Source organism: Streptomyces sp. NPDC002754 (assembly GCF_053592315.1).
Genome location: NZ_JBSFVM010000009.1, coordinates 231,375 through 248,133, shown reverse-complemented (window position 1 = coordinate 248,133; position 16,759 = coordinate 231,375). Strand labels below are relative to the sequence as shown.

13 protein-coding genes are annotated in these 16,759 nt (G+C 69.9%); 6 read left to right on the top strand and 7 right to left on the bottom strand.

The annotated features are described in order from the left end of the window. Positions 1–2: 2 nt before the first annotated feature. Positions 3–1,568: a M81 family metallopeptidase gene (locus tag ACWD2L_RS21040; RefSeq protein ID WP_351330610.1), complete on the bottom strand. Its 1,566-nt coding sequence runs from the start codon at positions 1,566–1,568 to the stop codon at positions 3–5. Continuing rightward, positions 1,565–2,752, bottom strand: a complete 1,188-nt coding sequence (locus tag ACWD2L_RS21035; protein ID WP_351330611.1) for an ROK family transcriptional regulator — start codon at positions 2,750–2,752, stop codon at positions 1,565–1,567. Before ACWD2L_RS21035 ends, ACWD2L_RS21040 begins: the two co-directional genes overlap by 4 nt. A gap of 226 nt (positions 2,753–2,978) precedes the next feature. On the opposite strand from ACWD2L_RS21035, the gene ACWD2L_RS21030 reads away from it, so the two are divergent. From ACWD2L_RS21030 to ACWD2L_RS21010, 5 genes are all read left to right on the top strand, one after another. After that, on the top strand, positions 2,979–4,838 hold the full coding sequence (locus tag ACWD2L_RS21030; protein ID WP_351330613.1) for a peptide ABC transporter substrate-binding protein: 1,860 nt from the start codon (positions 2,979–2,981) through the stop codon (positions 4,836–4,838). Continuing rightward, positions 4,835–5,785: an ABC transporter permease gene (locus ACWD2L_RS21025; protein WP_351330614.1), complete on the top strand. Its 951-nt coding sequence runs from the start codon at positions 4,835–4,837 to the stop codon at positions 5,783–5,785. Before ACWD2L_RS21030 ends, ACWD2L_RS21025 begins: the two co-directional genes overlap by 4 nt. Further along, positions 5,782–6,687, top strand: coding sequence for an ABC transporter permease (locus tag ACWD2L_RS21020; RefSeq protein WP_351330616.1), 906 nt, complete (start codon positions 5,782–5,784; stop codon positions 6,685–6,687). Before ACWD2L_RS21025 ends, ACWD2L_RS21020 begins: the two co-directional genes overlap by 4 nt. A gap of 67 nt (positions 6,688–6,754) precedes the next feature. Beyond that, the gene (locus tag ACWD2L_RS21015; protein WP_351330618.1) at positions 6,755–8,791 is read left to right on the top strand and encodes an ABC transporter ATP-binding protein; all 2,037 of its coding nucleotides are present in this window, start codon (positions 6,755–6,757) and stop codon (positions 8,789–8,791) included. Between the two features lie 91 nt (positions 8,792–8,882). Next, entirely contained in the window at positions 8,883–9,971 is a 1,089-nt protein-coding gene (locus ACWD2L_RS21010; protein ID WP_351330620.1) for a WD40/YVTN/BNR-like repeat-containing protein, read from the top strand. A 65-nt stretch (positions 9,972–10,036) separates the two neighbouring features. On the opposite strand, the gene ACWD2L_RS21005 is transcribed toward ACWD2L_RS21010, so the two are convergent. The 5 genes from ACWD2L_RS21005 to ACWD2L_RS20985 are packed head-to-tail and all read right to left on the bottom strand — an operon-like array spanning position 10,037 to position 15,576. Further along, positions 10,037–10,939, bottom strand: a complete 903-nt coding sequence (locus tag ACWD2L_RS21005) for a Gfo/Idh/MocA family protein (protein WP_351330622.1) — start codon at positions 10,937–10,939, stop codon at positions 10,037–10,039. Beyond that, positions 10,936–12,180, bottom strand: coding sequence for an ROK family transcriptional regulator (locus tag ACWD2L_RS21000; RefSeq protein WP_351330624.1), 1,245 nt, complete (start codon positions 12,178–12,180; stop codon positions 10,936–10,938). Before ACWD2L_RS21000 ends, ACWD2L_RS21005 begins: the two co-directional genes overlap by 4 nt. 40 nt (positions 12,181–12,220) lie before the next feature. Beyond that, positions 12,221–13,087, bottom strand: a complete 867-nt coding sequence (locus ACWD2L_RS20995) for a carbohydrate ABC transporter permease (protein ID WP_351330654.1) — start codon at positions 13,085–13,087, stop codon at positions 12,221–12,223. A 32-nt stretch (positions 13,088–13,119) separates the two neighbouring features. After that, the gene (locus ACWD2L_RS20990) at positions 13,120–14,139 is read right to left on the bottom strand and encodes a carbohydrate ABC transporter permease (RefSeq protein WP_351330626.1); all 1,020 of its coding nucleotides are present in this window, start codon (positions 14,137–14,139) and stop codon (positions 13,120–13,122) included. 30 nt (positions 14,140–14,169) lie between these two features. Continuing rightward, on the bottom strand, positions 14,170–15,576 hold the full coding sequence (locus tag ACWD2L_RS20985; RefSeq protein WP_351330628.1) for an ABC transporter substrate-binding protein: 1,407 nt from the start codon (positions 15,574–15,576) through the stop codon (positions 14,170–14,172). 131 nt (positions 15,577–15,707) lie between these two features. On the opposite strand from ACWD2L_RS20985, the gene ACWD2L_RS20980 reads away from it, so the two are divergent. Continuing rightward, positions 15,708–16,754, top strand: coding sequence for a zinc-dependent alcohol dehydrogenase (locus ACWD2L_RS20980; RefSeq protein ID WP_351330629.1), 1,047 nt, complete (start codon positions 15,708–15,710; stop codon positions 16,752–16,754). Positions 16,755–16,759 lie beyond the last annotated feature (5 nt).

Sequence of the window (16,759 nt, the reverse complement as noted above, 5' to 3'; positions counted from 1 at the left end):
GCCTACAGGAGGGTGGGCGTGAGGTCGGGGCCGACCCCGGCCTCGTAGGCGTCCTCGTCGAACGGGTACAGCGGGCGCTCCACCCGGTGGTGTCCCAGGCGCAGCAGGTCCTGGTCGACGCCGCCGGGGGTGAGCGCGAGCAGCCAGTCGGCGGCCATGTCGTGCAGCTCCGGCTCCAGGTAGCCGATCTTGACGACGACCACGTCGTACGTCCGCGGGTCGATGCCGAGGCCGCCCTCGGCCGGACCCGTGAAGTCGGCGAGGGTGTGGAACGGCTTGCGGCGTTCGACGAGGATCACGGTGAGGCCGCCGACGCGGACCGCCGCCATGTCGACACCGCGGGCGTAGGCCCCGCCTGCCTCGCCGTCCTTCTTGTCGGCCGCGCGCTGCAACGCCTCGACGGTGCCGGTGAGTTCGTAGGGACCGCCGTGGTTCGCGTCGACCTTGCCGCCGACGGAGAGCGTGACCGACGCGCCGACTCCCGCTTCGAAGCAGGCGGCGACGGCGTCCGGGTCGGTGATGCCGGGGTGCACGGCCGTGACCTTCCCCGTGCGGATCGCGTCGTTCTCAAGGAGCTTGCCCAGCATGTACGCGAGGTCGCCCGCGCCGCCCGCGGTCGGGTTGTCGCCTGAGTCGCTGATGAGGAAGGGCCGCTTGTCGGAGGCGACGGCCTTGTCGATGCACTCCTCGGCGCTGCCGGTCGGACCGACGAAGAGGAAGTCCTTGCGGGCGTCCCAGTAGCGGCGGGCCAGCGACTCGGCTTCCTGCGCGGCGAGTTCGGCGTCGTCGCCGGTGACCACGATGGCCGCCTTGCAGCGCGGCTCGTCGGCCCAGGCGTAGCCGACCCACATCGCGGCGTCGAGGATGCCGTCCTTCTGCTCGATGTCGGCGAGCGAGGCGTAGAGGGACTTGGCGGGCTCCAGGCGGGTGCTGGTCTTCTCGCCGGGCAGCAGGACCGGGACCTGGACCCAGGCCCTGTGCGGTCGGGCACCTTCGCGCAGGCAGTGCACGAGGTTGCGGGCGGCGCGCTCGCGGGTGTCCCAGGCGTCCTCGTGCGGGGCGAGGCGGTGCGCGGTGAGCAGGTCGATGGGCTCGGCGAAGCGGCGCGAGACGTTGCCGTGCAGGTCCATGCCCGTGGAGATCATGGGCCGGCCGCCGTCGGGCGTGCCGTTGTGGTCGAGGGCCGCGCGGACCGCCTCGGTCAGGTCGCCCTCGGCGTCGGTGAGGCCGACGACGCTCATGGCGCCGTGGATGTCGTAGACGAGACCGTCGAGCGGGCCCGCCTCCCGTATGCGGGTGACGAGTTCGTTCTTGAGGATCAGGTACGACTCGGCCTCGACCGGGCCGCCGGGCAGCGAGGTCGCGTGCAGCAGCGGCACCCACTCGACCGTCTCGGCGAGGTCCGAGTCGGCCCGCGTCCACGTGTAGCGGTCGAGGAGGTCCTGCCCTCGCGTCTGCCGGAAGTCCTCGGTGGTGGACCGGTGCGGGCAGAACGTGGACGACTCGATACCGATGCCGCCGATGCCGATGCGCAGGCGGCGGCCGGTGATCGGGGTGGTGCTCGTCATGCGTGGACGCTCTCTTCCTTGAAGGCGGGGGCGGCGGCCGACAGGTTCTTGTGCAGCGCCGTGAGGCCCGCGCCGAGCAGGCCCGCGTCGCGGCCTGCGGCCGTCGTGGTGATCTCGAGGTCTGCCGTGGCGAGCGGCAGACAGCGCTCGTACAGCACGCCGCGGACGGCGGCGACGAGAGGTTCGGCGGTGGCGAGTACGCCGCCGATGGCGACGGCCCGCGGGTTGAAGAAGTTCACGACGACGGAGAGCACGGTGCCGATGTGCCGTCCCGCGGCGCGTACGAGGGTGGTGGCGACGGGGTCGCCGTCGGCGACGAGCTGGAGCAGCTCCGTGGTGTTCGCCACGTCGACGCCCTGCGCGGCGAGTTCGCGGATGAGGGCCGCGCCGCTCGCGACGGTCTCCAGGCAGCCGATGTTCCCGCAGGAGCAGGGCCGCTCGCCGGCCTCCTCCACGCGGACGTGGCTGATGTCGCCCGCGCTGCCGTTGGCTCCGTCGTGCGGCCGGCCCGCGACGATGACGCCGCTGCCGATGCCGCGGCCTGCCTTCACGACGACCATGTGGTCGAGCTCGGGCCGGGACGTGCGGTGCTCGCCGACCGCCATCATCGTGGCGTCATTGGCGACGGTCACCGGCATGCCGAGCCGCTCGGTGAGGACGTCGCGCAGCGGGTAGCGGTGCCAGCCCGGCATCCGCGAGGGGCTCAGCACGCGGCCGTCCGCCGGGTCGACGGGGCCCGGGAAGGAGACGCCGAGCGCGCGCACGGTCCGCCCCGACTCCCGCTGCGTCTCGGCGAGCCGGGCCACTTGGGCGCACAGCCAGTCGACGGCGGACTCGGGTCCCGCGGTGATGTCGTGCGGCAGGTCCTCGGCGTCGTGCACGGCCGCGCCGAGGTCGACGGCGCCGAGCCGCGCGTGCCGGCTGCCGAGATCGGCGGCGAGCGCGACACCGCCCTGCGCCTTGATCCGCAGCAGCCGGGGCCTGCGTCCGCCGCGCGAGGCGCCCTCGCCGGACTCGGTGAGCACGCCCTGGGCCACCAGCTCCTGCACGCGCAGCGAGACGGTGGAGGGTGCGAGGCCCAGTTCCCTGACGAGGTCGGCGCGGGACGCGGCGGCTCCGGACGAGACGAGCCGGAGTATGTGCTGGGCCGAGCCCGGCTCGCCTTCGTTCACGGTGTCCGTCATCCGGTCCCCCTGGGTCGTACGCCGAGACGCACTTACTTCGATGAGTTCGTTCGATGCCAGACCGAACACTAACCATCACCGAACCAGGTTCGCCAGACCCCCCGGATTTTTAGTTACTTTCCGAATGAACCTATTGACTTGTTTCGAACGGTCGACTTAGCGTTCGAGCGCCCCTCGTCGAATCTTCACACGGGGCTGGATCCCGTCCCCTTGGAGGCCCTTCGGCATGCGTTCTCTCAGGTCAAAGGCGTCCGCCGCGCTCGCCCTCGCGGCGGCGCTCGTGACGCTCACCGGCTGTACGCACGAGGCCGGCAGCATCGCCGTGGGCCGCACGGGCGGCACCCCTGTCGAGGGCGGCACGGCCACCATGGCCCTGCCCCCGGCGGCGACCCCGAACTGGATCTTCCCGATCGCGCCGCCCGGCTACGCCGCGTCGTACAACGCCGGGATCCAGCAACTCCTGTTCCTTCCCGTGTACGACGCCGTGCAGAGCAAGGGCGAACTCACCACACAGGGCCCCGGCACCCTCGGCCTCGAACCGAAGTACAGCGACGGGAACAAGACGGTCACCATCCCGCTGCGCAAGGGAGTCAAGTGGTCCGACGGGACCGAAGTGACCTCCCGGGACCTTGAGTTCGCCTTCAACCTCACCAAGGCGAACAAAGCCGACTGGGGCGGCTACTCGGTCGGGGCGTTCCCCGACAACGTCAAGAAGTTCGAGATCGTCGACGACCACACGGCCCGGCTGCGCCTGGACCGCTCGTACAACCCGGACTGGTTCACCGCGAACCAGCTCTCCCGGATGCGCGCCCTGCCCCAGCACGCCTGGGACGCCACGAAGGACGGCGGGAAGATCGGGGACTTCGACCGTACGGCCAAGGGCGCCAAGGCCGTCTTCGCGAGACTCACCGAGCACTCCAAGCACCTGGGCTCGTACGCGACCGACCCGCTCTGGAAGACCGTCAACGGGCCCTGGAAGCTGGCCGGCTGGCGGGACACCGGGCAGGTCACCATCGCCGCGAACGAGAAGTACACCGGGCCGAAGTCGGAGCGCCCGCACCTCGACAAGGTCGTCTTCAAGCCGTTCACCACCGCCGACTCCGAGTACAACGTGCTGCGCTCGGGCGGCGTCGACTACGGCTACATCCCGCCCTCTGTGATGGCGCAGAAGGAGAGCTTCGAGGACAAGGGGTACCGCGTCGATCCGTGGGAGGGCTGGGCGGCCACCTACATCGTCTACAACTTCAACTCCACGCACGCGGGCCCCGCGATGAACCAGCTCTACATCCGGCAGGCGATGCAGCACCTCGTCGACCAGGACGCGATGAGCAAGGTCATCTGGCAGGGCAGCGCGACACCCACGCTCGGCCCCGTCCCGGTCACGCCCAAGAGCCAGTACCTGTCCAAGGACATGGCGAAGAACCAGTACCCGTTCTCCGTCTCCAAGGCCAGGTCCCTGCTGTCCGCGCACGGCTGGAAGACGGTCGACGGCACGGCCCACTGCGTCCGGCCCGGTACAGGTGACGACGAGTGCGGCAAGGGCATCGGCAAGAACGACCCGCTGGAGCTGACGCTGCTCACGCAGTCCGGCTCGACCGAGACGACGAACATGATGCAGGAGCTCAAGTCCTCGCTCAGCAAGGCGGGCGTCGACCTGACCGTGCGCCAGCAGCCGCTCAACTCCGTGCTCGGCAACTCCGTTCCGTGCAAGAAGGACGACCCCGGCTGCACGTGGGACATGTCCTTCTTCGGCACCGCGGGCAGCTGGTACTACCCGCTCAACCCGAGCGGCGAGCAGCTGTTCTCCACGGGCGCCTCCTCCAACTTCGGCAACTACAGCGACAAGAAGGCCGACCGGCTGATCCGCGCGGTGCAGTACGCACCCGACATGAAGGCGATGCACAAGTACGGCTCGTACCTCGCCGAGCAACTGCCGGTGATGTGGATGCCCAACCCCGCGTACCAGGTGTCGGTGATCCGCAATGACCTGCGGGGCATCGAGCAGAACCCGACGGTCACGTTCGCGCCACAGCACTGGTACTACGTCAAGAACTCCAAGAGCGTAAAGAAGGAGGCCGAGAAGTGACCGGCTTTCTGGTCAAGCGTTTCCTTCAGGCGCTCGTCGTCCTGTTCCTCGTCTCGATCATCGTCTTCACCCTGCTGCACCTGCTGCCGGGCGGCCCCGCCCGCGCGATCCTCGGCCCCAAGGGCACACCGCAGCAGATCGAGCACTTCAACCACCTTCAGGGCTACGACCGTTCGCTGCCCACGCAGTACGGGATGTACCTCAAGCGGCTGTTCACCGGCGACCTCGGCGAGTCGTACAAGCTCAACTCGCCCGTGTTCGACCTGCTCACCCAGCGGCTGCCGAAGACACTCCTGCTCACCCTCCTGTCGACGGTGCTCGCGGTGATCATCGCGGTGCCGCTCGGCCTGCTCCAGGCGGTGCGGCGCGGCAAGGCGTCCGACTACGCGCTGACCGGGGTCGCGTTCCTGATGTACGCGACCCCGGTGTTCTTCCTCGGCCTCATCATGATCATCCTGTTCGCACAGGTGTTGCCGATCTTCCCGGCGGAGGCCCCGCAGGGCGAGTCGATCGGACAACTTCTCGGCGACATATCGGGGTTGGTCCTCCCGGTCGTGACCATGGCGTTCGGCATCGTGGCCATGTTCAGCCGCTACATGCGCTCGGCGGTCCTCGACAACCTCACCGAGGAATACGTGCGCACGGCCATGGCGAAGGGCCAGTCGAGCCGCCGGATCATGGTCAAGCACGTGCTGCGCAACGCCCTGATCCCGCTCGCCACCCTGCTCGGCCTCTACTTGCCGACCCTGTTCAGCGGTGCCCTCGTCGTCGAGTCGATGTTCAACTACCCCGGCATGGGGCTGCTGTTCTGGAACGCCGCGCAGGGCTCGGACTTCCCCGTCCTCCTCGGCGTGACCCTCGTCGTCGGCATCGCGACCGTCCTCGGCTCGCTGATCACCGACATCCTGTACGCCGTCCTCGACCCCCGGATCCGGAGCGTGTCATGACCACTGCTGTGACGACCCCTCCCATACCGGGACAGGAGGAGACCGCGCAGGCCACGCCCTCGCTGGCCCGCCGCACCCTGCGCGTGTTCACGGGCAACAAGCTGGCCCTGAGCGGCGTCATCCTGCTCGTCCTGCTGCTGGCCTTCTGCTACCTGGGCCCGCTGGTCCACCCGACCGAGCAGATCCACACCGACCTGTCCCAGGCGAACCTCTCGCCCGGCACGTCAGGACACCTCCTGGGCACGACCGACCTCGGCTACGACATGCTCGGCCGGCTCATGGTCGCGGGGCAGACGTCCCTCGAAATCGGCCTGGCGGCCGGCCTGTTGGCGACCCTGTTCGGCACCGTGTACGGCGCCGTCGCCGGATACTTCGGCGGCTGGGTCGACGCGGCGATGATGCGGATCACCGACGCCGCGCTCGCCATCCCGGCGATGTTCCTCCTCGTGGTCGTCGCCGCGATCATCACGCCCACCAAGGGCATCCTGATCCTCATCATCGCGTGCGTCGCCTGGCTCTCCCCCGCCCGCCTGGTGCGCGGCGAGGCGCTGTCGCTGCGCAACCGGGAGTACGTCCAGGCGATGCGGATGATGGGCGGTGGCGGCGCGCGTGCGGTGTTCAAGCACATCGTGCCGAACGCCATCGGCACGGTCATCGTCAACTGCACGTTCCAGATCGCCGACGCCATCCTCTACGTCAGCTACCTGGCCTTCCTCGGCCTTTCGATCCCGCCGCCGTCCGCCGACTGGGGCTCGATGCTGTCCTCCGGCATCACCTACACGCAGAACGGCTACTGGTGGCTGATCTTCCCGCCGGGCATCGCGATCGTCCTCGTCGTCGCCGCGTTCAACTTCATCGGCGACGGACTGCGCGACGCGTTCGAAGTACGGCTGCGCAAGTAGCGCCCACGTGGAACAAGGCCGGGACCAGGCCGGGACCAGGCAACGCAAGGGATCTAGGAAAGCTGACATGACCGAGCCTCTGCTCAGGATCGACGACCTGCGCGTCGACATCTCCACACGCGACCGCACCGTCCACGCCCTCGACGGGGTCTCGCTCGAACTGGCGCCGGGAGAAGCACTCGGCATCGTCGGCGAGTCCGGCTGCGGAAAGACCATGACCGCGCTCAGCGTCCTCGGCCTGCTGCCCTCCGGCGGCGAGGTGACCGGTGGACGCATCATGTTCGAGGGCCAGGACCTGGCCGCCGCGTCCGCGCCGGTCCTCCAGGACGTGCGCGGCAACACCATCGGCATGGTGTTCCAGGACCCGCTGACCTCCCTGAACCCGACGATGACCATCGGCGCGCAGGTCGCGGAGCCGCTGCTGCTGCACCGGGACGTGACCAAGAAGGAGGCGTGGGCGCGCGCCGAGGAGACGCTGCGGCTGGTCGGCATGCCGCAGCCGGCCGAGCGGATGAAGGCGTATCCGCACCAGCTCTCCGGCGGCATGCGCCAGCGCGTGGCCATCGCCATGGCGCTGGTCTGCGAGCCGAAGCTGCTGATCGCGGACGAGCCGACCACCGCGCTCGACGTGACGACTCAGCACCAGATTCTGGAGCTCATCGACGGACTGCGCGAGCGGCTCGGCATGGCGATGATCCTGGTCACGCACGACCTCGGCGTCATCGCGAACCGGGTCGACAAGGTGGCCGTCATGTACGCGGGCCAGGTCGCGGAACAGTCCGATGTACGGGGCCTGTTCGCCCGCCCGCGGCACCGCTACACGGAGGCGCTGTTCGCGGCGCTGCCCGAGCGTGCGGCGGACAACGAGACGGAGCTGCACACCATCCCCGGCCTGCCGCCGAGCCTGACGGTGCGGCCCACGGGGTGCCGGTTCGCGCCGCGCTGCCTGTTCGCGACGGACGACTGCCGGACCCTTGAGCCGTTCCTCGAGGAGGACGAAGTGCAGGGCGCGGACCACCGGTTCGCGTGCTTCCACCCGGTGCCGACGGCGGCGGACGCCGCCGCGTCGGGTGAGGTGGTGGCACCCGCGCCGATCCCTCCGCAGGACGCGCCCGCCTCCGACGTCCTGGTCGAACTCGACGCCCTGGTCAAGGAGTTCCCGCTCAAGGGCGGCCCGTTCTCGCGCAGCAAGGGCACGGTCAGCGCGGTCGGCGGGGTGTCGCTGAGCATCCGCAAGGGCGAGACGTTCGGCATGGTCGGCGAGTCCGGCTGCGGCAAGACGACGCTCGGCCGGATCGTGGCGGGCCTGGAGGAGCCGACGGCGGGTGCCGTACGTTTCGGGGGCCGGGACCGCGCGGAGTTGTCGCGCTCGGAGCGACGCGCGCACCGCCGCGACGTCCAGCTGATGTTCCAGGACTCGACGGCGGCGATGGACCCGCGCATGCGGGTCGGCGAGATCCTGCGCGAGCCGCTCGTCATCCAGGGCGTCGGCGACAAGGCCGAGCAGGAGAAGCTGATCGGCGAACTCCTCGACGCGGTGGGCCTGCCGCGCGGCGCGGTGCAGCGCTACCCGCACGAGTTCTCCGGCGGCCAGCGCCAACGCCTTGGTCTGGCAAGGGCGTTGACGCTCTCCCCCGATCTGGTGGTGGCGGACGAGCCGGTGTCGGCGCTCGACGTGTCGGTGCAGGCGCAGATTCTGAACCTGATGCGGGAGTTGCAGCGCGAACGCGGCCTCACCTACCTGTTCATCTCGCACGACCTGGCGGTGGTCCGCTACCTCGCGGACACGGTCGGGGTGATGTACCTGGGCAAGCTGGTGGAGGTGGGTCCTGCCGAGCAGGTCTACAACCATCCGCTGCACCCGTACACGCGGGGCCTGCTGGACACGGTGAACGTGCCGGATCCGGAGGCGGCCGCCGTGGGTACCCCGCTGACGGGCGAGACGCCGTCGGCGGCGAAGCCCCCGTCGGGCTGCCGGTTCCGCACGCGGTGCCCGATCGCGCAGGACGTCTGCGCGACGACGGAGCCGCCGGTTTCGACGCCGGACTCGGCGGGTCACCGGGTGGCGTGCCACTTCCCGCTGGCGGTGCCGACACCGGCCTGACCTGCGGAGACGGTCCATGCGGGGGCCGTTGTCAGTGGTGGGATGCAGACTGACCGACACCTGGAAACAACGACGTTTCGAAAGGTTCGGCATGACTGACGTACTACTGGCGGTAGGCACCCGCAAGGGCCTCTTTCTGGGCCGCAAGCGCGACGGCGGCCCGTTCGAGTTCGACGAGAGCCCGTACTTCAACGCGCAGGCGGTGTACTCGGCCGCCATCGACACCCGCGGGGAGCGACCACGGCTCCTCGCGGGCGGCGACAGCGCGCACTACGGGCCATCCGTCTTCCACTCGGACGACCTGGGCCGCACCTGGACCGAGCCGTCCAAGCCGGCCGTCAGGTTCCCCGAATTCACCGGGACTTCACTGGAGCGGGTGTGGCAACTGCACCCTGCTGCCGCCGAGCCGGACGTGGTGTACGCGGGCACGGAACCGGCGGCGCTGTACCGCTCGGAGGACCGTGGCGAGACCTTCGAGCTGTGCCGCCCGCTGTGGGAGCACCCCACGCGCTCGCAGTGGGTCCCGGGCGGCGGCGGAGAGGGCCTGCACACGATCCTGACGGATGAGCGGAACCCGGCCGCCGTGACTGTGGCCGTCTCCACGGCGGGCGTCTTCCGCACGGCGGACGGCGGCGAGAGCTGGGACCCGGCGAACTCCGGGGTGGCCGCGGTCTTCCTGCCCGACCCGAACCCCGAGTTCGGCCAGTGCGTGCACAAGGTGACGCGGGACGCCGTCGACCCCGACCGCCTCTACCTGCAGAACCACTGGGGCGTGTACCGCAGCGACGACGGCGGCGGAAAGTGGCTCGACATCGGCGAGGGCCTCCCCTCGACCTTCGGCTTCGCCGCGGCCGCGCACCCGCACCGCGGCGACACGGCGTACATCTTCCCCATCACCGCGGACATGGACCGCGTCCCGGCCGACCACCGATGTCGTGTCTACCGCACCCAGGACGCCGGCACGACCTGGGAACCCCTGGCCCACGGCCTCCCGGCGGAGGACCACTACGGCACGGTCCTGCGCGACGCCCTGTGCACGGACGACAACGACCCGGCGGGCGTCTACTTCGGCAACCGCAACGGCGAGGTGTTCGCGTCCCCGGACGACGGCGACACCTGGCAGCAGGTGGCGTCGCATCTGCCGGATGTGTTGTGTGTGCGGGCGGCGGTGGTGGGTTGAGAGTGACCGGGGTTGCGGTTGCGGGGCTCTGCCCCGGGCCCCGCTGCTCAAGCGCCGCAGGGGCTTTATATGGCTGATTGCGCTTGATCTGCCTGTTTCAGTAGGCGTTGGAGCCGCAAGCCCCGATGCGCGTCCAGTTCACCGGATCGGCCCGACCGTACCGACTCCGCGAACTCCCGCCGCAGGACCGGCCAGCATTCCTCGTGGTCGATCCCGGCCGTGTCGTAGACGAGCTCCGGGCCAGGGCCGAAGAGTTCGATGCGGGTCAGGGCGCGGTCCCGTGCGACCGTTCCCGACAGGGATGCCTGGCTCACCGCGCCGTTCTCGTGTTCGCAGGTCAGCTCGAGCCAGCGGCGGGAGTCGCCCGTGGCGCGGATCGACGCGATCGGGCCGATCGCCGCGTCGAGAAGGTCGAGGAGGTGGGGGCCCAGGTCGTAGAGGGCGCCGTGTTCCAGGCGCCAGGACGTGGCGAAGTCGCCGCCCAGGAAGGCTCCGTGGAGGTAGCAGGAGCGGGCGCCCGTCACCTCGGTGCGCCGCGCCTGCTCGATGAAGCGGCGCGTCGTCGGGTGGTAGCGCTTCGTCAGGACGAGTTGGGAGACGACGCCCGCGTCGTCGACGGCGTCCACCAGGCGTTCGGCCGAGGACAGGTCCAGGGCCAAGGGCTTCTCCAGGAGCAACGCTTTGCCGGCCTTCGCTGCCCTCGGCGCCAACTCGGCCTGTACGGAGGGCGGTACGGCGAAGGCGACCGCCTCGCAGTGGTCGAGGAGTTCGTCGAAGCTCGCCGCGACTGCCGCGCCATAGGGTTCGGCCGTCGCGCGGGCCGCGTCCGTCCGGCGGGCCCAGACGGCGGTCAGCCGCGTCTCGGGGCCCGCGGCGAGCATGCGGGCGTGCATGGTGCGGGCCCAGGGGCCGGCGCCGACGAGTGCGACCCGGACGGGGTCGTGGGGCCATGCGGTGTTGTCCGTCACTGGGTTCCTTGCGGTTCTTGTGCGTCGTCCGACGCGGCGAGCGCGCGCAGGCGGGCGTCCGCGCGTTCGGGGGCGTAGAGGACATCGACGACCATCGCCGCCGCTCCGATCAGGCCCGCGTGGTCGCCGAGCCGGGAAGTGACGACGTCGAGGTGGGCGGTGGTGCGCGGCATCGCCCGCTGGTAGAGGAGTTCGCGGACTCCGGTGAGGAAGGGGATGCTCGCGAGGTCGCCCGCGAGCACCAGGACACCGGGGTTGAGGAGGGTCACGACCGTGGCCAGGACCTCGCCGGCGCGCTGACCCGCTTCGCGGGCGAGGCGGACGGCGTCGGGATGCCCCTGTTCCAGGAGGGCCTTGACGTCGGCCCCGGTGGCGACCGCCATGCCCTGGTGGGAGAGGTCCCTGGCGAGCGCGCGGCCGCTGGCCACCGCCGCCAGACAGCCGTAGGAGCCGCACATGCACAGGGCGTCGGGCTTGTCGTGGAGACGGATGTGGCCGATGTCGCCGGCCCCGCCGTCGATGCCGCGGAAGATCTCGTTGTTGACGACGACGCCCGCGCCGATGCCCGTGGACACCTTGATGAGGACGAAGGCGGCGCAGTCGGGGTGGCCCGCCTGGTGTTCGGCCAGGGCCATCAGGTTGGCGTCGTTGTCGACGAAGACAGGGACCGTCCGGCCCGTCGCGTCCTCCATCGAGGCGCCCACGTGCTCGGCGTACGCCTCCCGCATCCGCTCCCTGATCGGGAAGCGGTCCCAGCCCGGCATGATCGGCGGCTGGACGACCTGTCCCGTCTCCCACTCCACCGGGCCCGGCACCGAAAGGCCGATGCCGCAGATCCGCTCGGGCGGGGTGGCGGAGGCGGCGAGCAACTCCGGGAAGCAGCCCGCCAGTCGGTCGAGCACCCGGTCGGGTCCGTCGCCGATGTCGAGGTCGAGGGTCCGCTCCGCGAGGAGCGTGCCCCCGAGGTCGAGCACGGCCACGCGCGCGTGCCGGGTCTCCAGGTCCACCGCGAGGACGGCCGCGTGAGCGGGGTCGAAGGCGATGCGGTGCGAGGGCCGCCCGCCGGTGGACGTGCCGGAGTCCTGGCGCAGCCAGCCCGCCCGGTCGAGTTCGTCGAGGCGGAAGCCGACCGTGGAGCGGGACAGGCCGGTCGCGCGTTGCAGCTCGGCGCGGGTGTTGGCCTGGCCGCCGCGGATCAGCTGCAGCAGTCGGCCCGCGCTCGCCGGGCCGGTCGTGCTCATCGTCTTCTTCCCCCTGGTCAATGGAGTCGTTTCTCCCCGGTCAGCTCTTGTCCGCGCCGGCGGTGAGACCCTCGGTCAGCAGGCGTTCGGCTGCGAAGAACAGGATTACCACGGGGATGGTCAGCACCACGGACCCGGCCATCAGCACCGTCTTCGAGACCTCGATGCCGTTGGACAGCTGGGCGAGTCCGAGCGACACCGTCCACTTGTCGGGGTCGGCGGCCAGGAAGAGGAGCGCGAAGAGGAATTCGTTCCACGCGATCATCAGCACGTAGAGGCCCGTCGCCATGAGAGAGGGCAGGGCGAGCGGAAGGATGATCTTCCGGACCGTCTGAAGTCGACTGCAGCCGTCGAGCGCCGCCGCTTCTTCGATCGAGTACGGGATGGTGACCAGGTAGTTCTTGAGCATGTAGATCGCGACGGGCACGGTCTGCGCCACGTAGACGATCGCCAGACCGATCAGGCTCGACGACAGGCCGATCTTCGCGAACATCACGAACAGCGGGACCGCGAGCAGCGTCGAGGGGAACATGTAGACCGCGAGGAACAGGGCGCTGACCTGGCGGTTTCCGAAGAACTTCAGGCGACTGATCGCGTACGCGCCGGGGACCGCCGCGAGCAGCGTCAGGGCGACCGTTCCGAGGGACACCAGGGCCGAATTGCGCAGGAGCTGGAGGAAGCCCTGGCCACCGTCGTCGGTGGAGCGCAGCACCTCGGTGTACGTGTCGAGGGTGAACTGCTTGGCCGACACCCACAGCGAGCCGGGGTCGAGCAGCAGCGAGTCGATCGGCTTCACCGAAAGCAGCAGCATGTAGTAGAAGGGCACGATCGTGATCAGCGCGAGGAACGCGATGACCACCCACCGTGCGATGCCGAAGAACCGCTCCTCGAACTGCGCGCGCGTCATGGCCCGCTTGCCGGGACCCGTATGCGTGCTGGTCACGACTCCTCCTGGACCTTGTTGCCGAAGAACTTGAAGTACAGGCCCAGCAGGACCATGAGGACGACGGCCAGGACGAGGGCCTGGGCGGCAGCGGCGCCGACGTCGTAGCGCGAGGTGAGGAAGTCGTAGACGCGCACGGCCGCGACGTCGGTGCCGGCGCCGCCGCCGGTCAGCAGGTAGACGTCGTCGAACTTGTTGAACGTCATGATGAAGCGCAGCACGCACAGCAACGCGATCACCGGCATGAGCTGCGGCAGCATGACGTGCCGGAAGCGCTGGGTGGGCGTGGCGCCGTCGACCATCGCGGCTTCCTCCAGGCCGTCCGGGACCGCCTGGAGGCGGGCGAGGATGAAGAGGAAGGCGAAGGGGAAGTAGCGCCAGCACTCGAAGGCGATCACCGTGAGCAGCGCGAGCGGGATGTCGAAGTGCAGGCCCAGGACATGGACTTCGTACGCGCGCGTGGACAGGAACGCGATCGGGTCGTCCCAGCCGAAGAGCTTCTGTCCCCACTCGTTGACGATGCCGTACTGCGGGCTGAGCGCGACCTCCCACACGAACGCGACGGCCACGACCGGCGCCACGTACGGCAGCAGCATCGCGGCGCGCAGCAGGCCGCGCCCCCGGAAGGGCTTGCGCAGGGCCAGCGCGGCGACCAGGCCGAGGGCGACGGAGCCGAAGGTGGCGCCGACGGTGTACAGGAGCGTGGTGCCGAGGCTGGACCAGAAGCCGGCGGAGTCGAAGACCTGCGAGAAGTTGCGCAGGCTCCAGTTGCCGAACAGGCCCATGCCCTGGATGTCGACGAGCTTGGCGCGCTGGAAGGCGAGCAGCACCGTCCACAGGATCGGCAGCACCACGACGACGAGGACGACGAGGAAGGTGGGGCTGACGAAGGCGAGACCCGCGCGGTTGGTGCGGCGGCTCGCGGTCATGGGCCTGCGGGGGCGGCGGCCTGGCGGGGTCGGTGATCCGTCGGGTGGGTTGCGGCGCTGCGTCGCGCCGGTGGTGGCGGTAGTCATGGCGAGGCTTTCGTGGGTCCGGCGGAGGGGCTACTGCAGGGACTTCTTCAGGGCGGCGACCTCTTCCTCGGCCTCGCGCGAGGCCTCGCGGGGTGAGGTCTGGCCCGCGGTCATGGCGCCGATGGCCTTCGGGACCGGCAGTTCGCCGTTGGTGGCGCCGACCAGTGCGCCCTCGCCCTGCTCGATGCCCCAGCGGCGCAGATCGCCGATGCCGGCGGCCAGTTGGTCGAGGAGCTGCGGCGAGTAGACCTCGTCGAGGGGCTTGCGCTCACCGACGCCGATCTTGCTGTGCCGCCAGGCGGCCATGTACTTCTCGGGCTCGGCGGCGGTGCCGCGGCGGACCGGGATCTTGCCCTCGGGGGCCTGTCCGAACCAGGACTCGTAGCCGCTGCCCATCATGTACTCGATGAACTCGCGGGAGGCGTCCGTCTCCGCGGTCTTGGTGGTGACCCAGGAGGTGATCTCGCCGAACTGTGCGGCCTTGCTCGCCCGGGCGCCCTTGAGCGCGGTGACGATGCCGGTGTTGTCGGCGAGGAACTGCTTGTCCTTGCCGTCGCACTGCGGGCAGCTGGGCAAGGCGTCCTTGCGCAGGCCCGCCAGCTCGTCCAGGAGGAACGAGGACCAGATCATCATCGACGAGCGGCCCGAGAAGTAGGTGGCGCGCGTCGAGTCGACGGTCTGTGTGCCGGGGGCTCCGTACTCGCGCGCCAGCTTGTCGTACGTGTCGAAGGCCTTGACGCACTGCGGGGAGCCGAGGGCGACCTCGCCGCGCTCGTCGACGAGTTGGCAGTCGTTGGCCAGCGCGAGGCTCTCGAAGCTCTGCGAGGTGAAGACGTCCGAGGGGTCGGTGGCGGCAGACACACCGTCGTGCCCCTTGGTGGTGAGCTTCTTGGCGGCGGTGACGAGCTTGTTGTACGTGTCCGGCTTGTCGAGGCCCGCCTTGGCGAAGTCGTCCTTGCGATAGACGAGGAGCTGCAGCCAGGCGTCGGAGGGGACGCCGAGGCTGACCTTGCCGTCGCTGGTGAGCTTGAGGGCGTTCTTGTCGAACGTCCCCGGGCCCAGCTTATTGACGATCTGTCGGGGTATGTCGGTGTTGAGCAGACCGTTGCTGTACATCTGCCAGGTCTGGCCCATGGGGGCCGCGCCGATCACGTCGGGCAGCTTTCCGGACGCCGCCGCGGACATGATGAGCTGGGGCATCTGCCCCTCGTCGACGCCGACGAGATGCACCTTGACACCGGTCTTCTTCTCGAAGCCGTCGATGATCCTCTGCGTCGCCGCGACGCGGTCCGGGAGGTTCTCCTGGGACCACACGGTGATCTCTCGGTCCGGTGTACCCGGACCTGTGCTGCTGGAGCAGCCGGTGAGCAGCCCTGTGCCCAAGGCTGCCGTGGCGCCGACCGCGATCGCCCTCGACCGCCGCGTCCTGGTGCGCATTGCCCGTCCTCATCGCCGGCTTACGTCTGTCAAGCACGCATCTCAGCACTACTTTTGCATGTTGACAAGACATAAGTTGCGGATATTCTCGACCCAACCAACAGGCACACCACTCTTTTTCGGAGCCGTCCGTGGAACGCGTCGTTCAATTCGCAGGTCCTCGCCAGGTGGAGGTGGCCGAGCACGAAAGCCTGGAGCTGCCGCCGGGCCACCTGCGCGTCCACACCCGCTACTCGGGCATCTCGGCCGGCACGGAGCTGACCGCCTACCGCGGCACGAACCCCTATCTGACCCGGACCTGGGACGCCGATGCCCGGCTCTTCCGCGACGACGAGGCCGGTATCTCGTACCCGGTCGTCGGCTGGGGCTACTCCGAGGTCGGCGAAGTCACCGAGGTCTCCCCGGAGTTGGCCGGCACACCCGGCATGCCCGAGGTCGGCGATCTCGTGTGGGGCATCTGGGGCCACCGCAGCGAGGGCATCGTTCCGGCCGAGCGCATGATCGGCCACACCCTCCCGGCGGGCCTCGAACCCCTGGCGGGCGCCTTCGCCCGGGTCGGCGCCATCGCGTACAACGCGGTCCTGGCCGGCGGCATCAACCTCGGCGAGGACGTCGCCGTGTTCGGTCAGGGCGTCATCGGCCTGATCGCCACCCGCCTCGCCCAGCTCAGCGGCGCCCGCGTCACCGCGGTCGACGCGATGGACGCCCGCCTGGAGTCGGCGAAGAAGTACGGCGCCCACGCCACGCTCAACGCCCGCACGGACGCGGTCGCCGAACGCATCCGCGAGGCCACCGGGGGCCGCGGCACCGACCTCGCCATCGAGATCAGCGGCGCCTACCCGGCGCTGCACACGGCCGTCCGCTCGGTGACCGTCGGCGGCCGCGTCGTCGCCTCCGGCTTCTACCAGGGCGACGGCATCGGGCTGCGGCTCGGCGACGAGTTCCACCACAACCGGGTGGAGATCGTCTGCTCGCAGATCGGCGGCGTGCCGGGACCGCTGTCCGGCCGCTGGACCGTGGAGCGCCTCCAGCAGACGTTCCTGCGGCTCGTCGCCGAGGGGCAGGTGGACGTGGAGTCCCTCGTCAGCCATGTCGTCCCGGTCGCGGATGCGGCCGAGGCCTACGTGCTGCTCGACGAACGCCCCGCCGACGCCCTCCAGGTCGTCCTGGAATTCTGAGAGGT

Bases quoted from the DNA above. Each gene is read 5' to 3' on its own strand.
- ACWD2L_RS21040 (WP_351330610.1), bottom strand. From the start codon at position 1,568: ATGACGAGCACCACCCCGATCACCGGCCGCCGCCTGCGCATCGGCATC.
- ACWD2L_RS21035 (WP_351330611.1), bottom strand. From the start codon at position 2,752: ATGACGGACACCGTGAACGAAGGCGAGCCGGGCTCGGCCCAGCACATA.
- ACWD2L_RS21030 (WP_351330613.1), top strand. From the start codon at position 2,979: ATGCGTTCTCTCAGGTCAAAGGCGTCCGCCGCGCTCGCCCTCGCGGCG.
- ACWD2L_RS21020 (WP_351330616.1), top strand. From the start codon at position 5,782: ATGACCACTGCTGTGACGACCCCTCCCATACCGGGACAGGAGGAGACC.
- ACWD2L_RS21015 (WP_351330618.1), top strand. From the start codon at position 6,755: ATGACCGAGCCTCTGCTCAGGATCGACGACCTGCGCGTCGACATCTCC.
- ACWD2L_RS21010 (WP_351330620.1), top strand. From the start codon at position 8,883: ATGACTGACGTACTACTGGCGGTAGGCACCCGCAAGGGCCTCTTTCTG.
- ACWD2L_RS21000 (WP_351330624.1), bottom strand. From the start codon at position 12,180: ATGAGCACGACCGGCCCGGCGAGCGCGGGCCGACTGCTGCAGCTGATC.
- ACWD2L_RS20995 (WP_351330654.1), bottom strand. From the start codon at position 13,087: ATGACGCGCGCGCAGTTCGAGGAGCGGTTCTTCGGCATCGCACGGTGG.
- ACWD2L_RS20990 (WP_351330626.1), bottom strand. From the start codon at position 14,139: ATGACTACCGCCACCACCGGCGCGACGCAGCGCCGCAACCCACCCGAC.
- ACWD2L_RS20985 (WP_351330628.1), bottom strand. From the start codon at position 15,576: ATGCGCACCAGGACGCGGCGGTCGAGGGCGATCGCGGTCGGCGCCACG.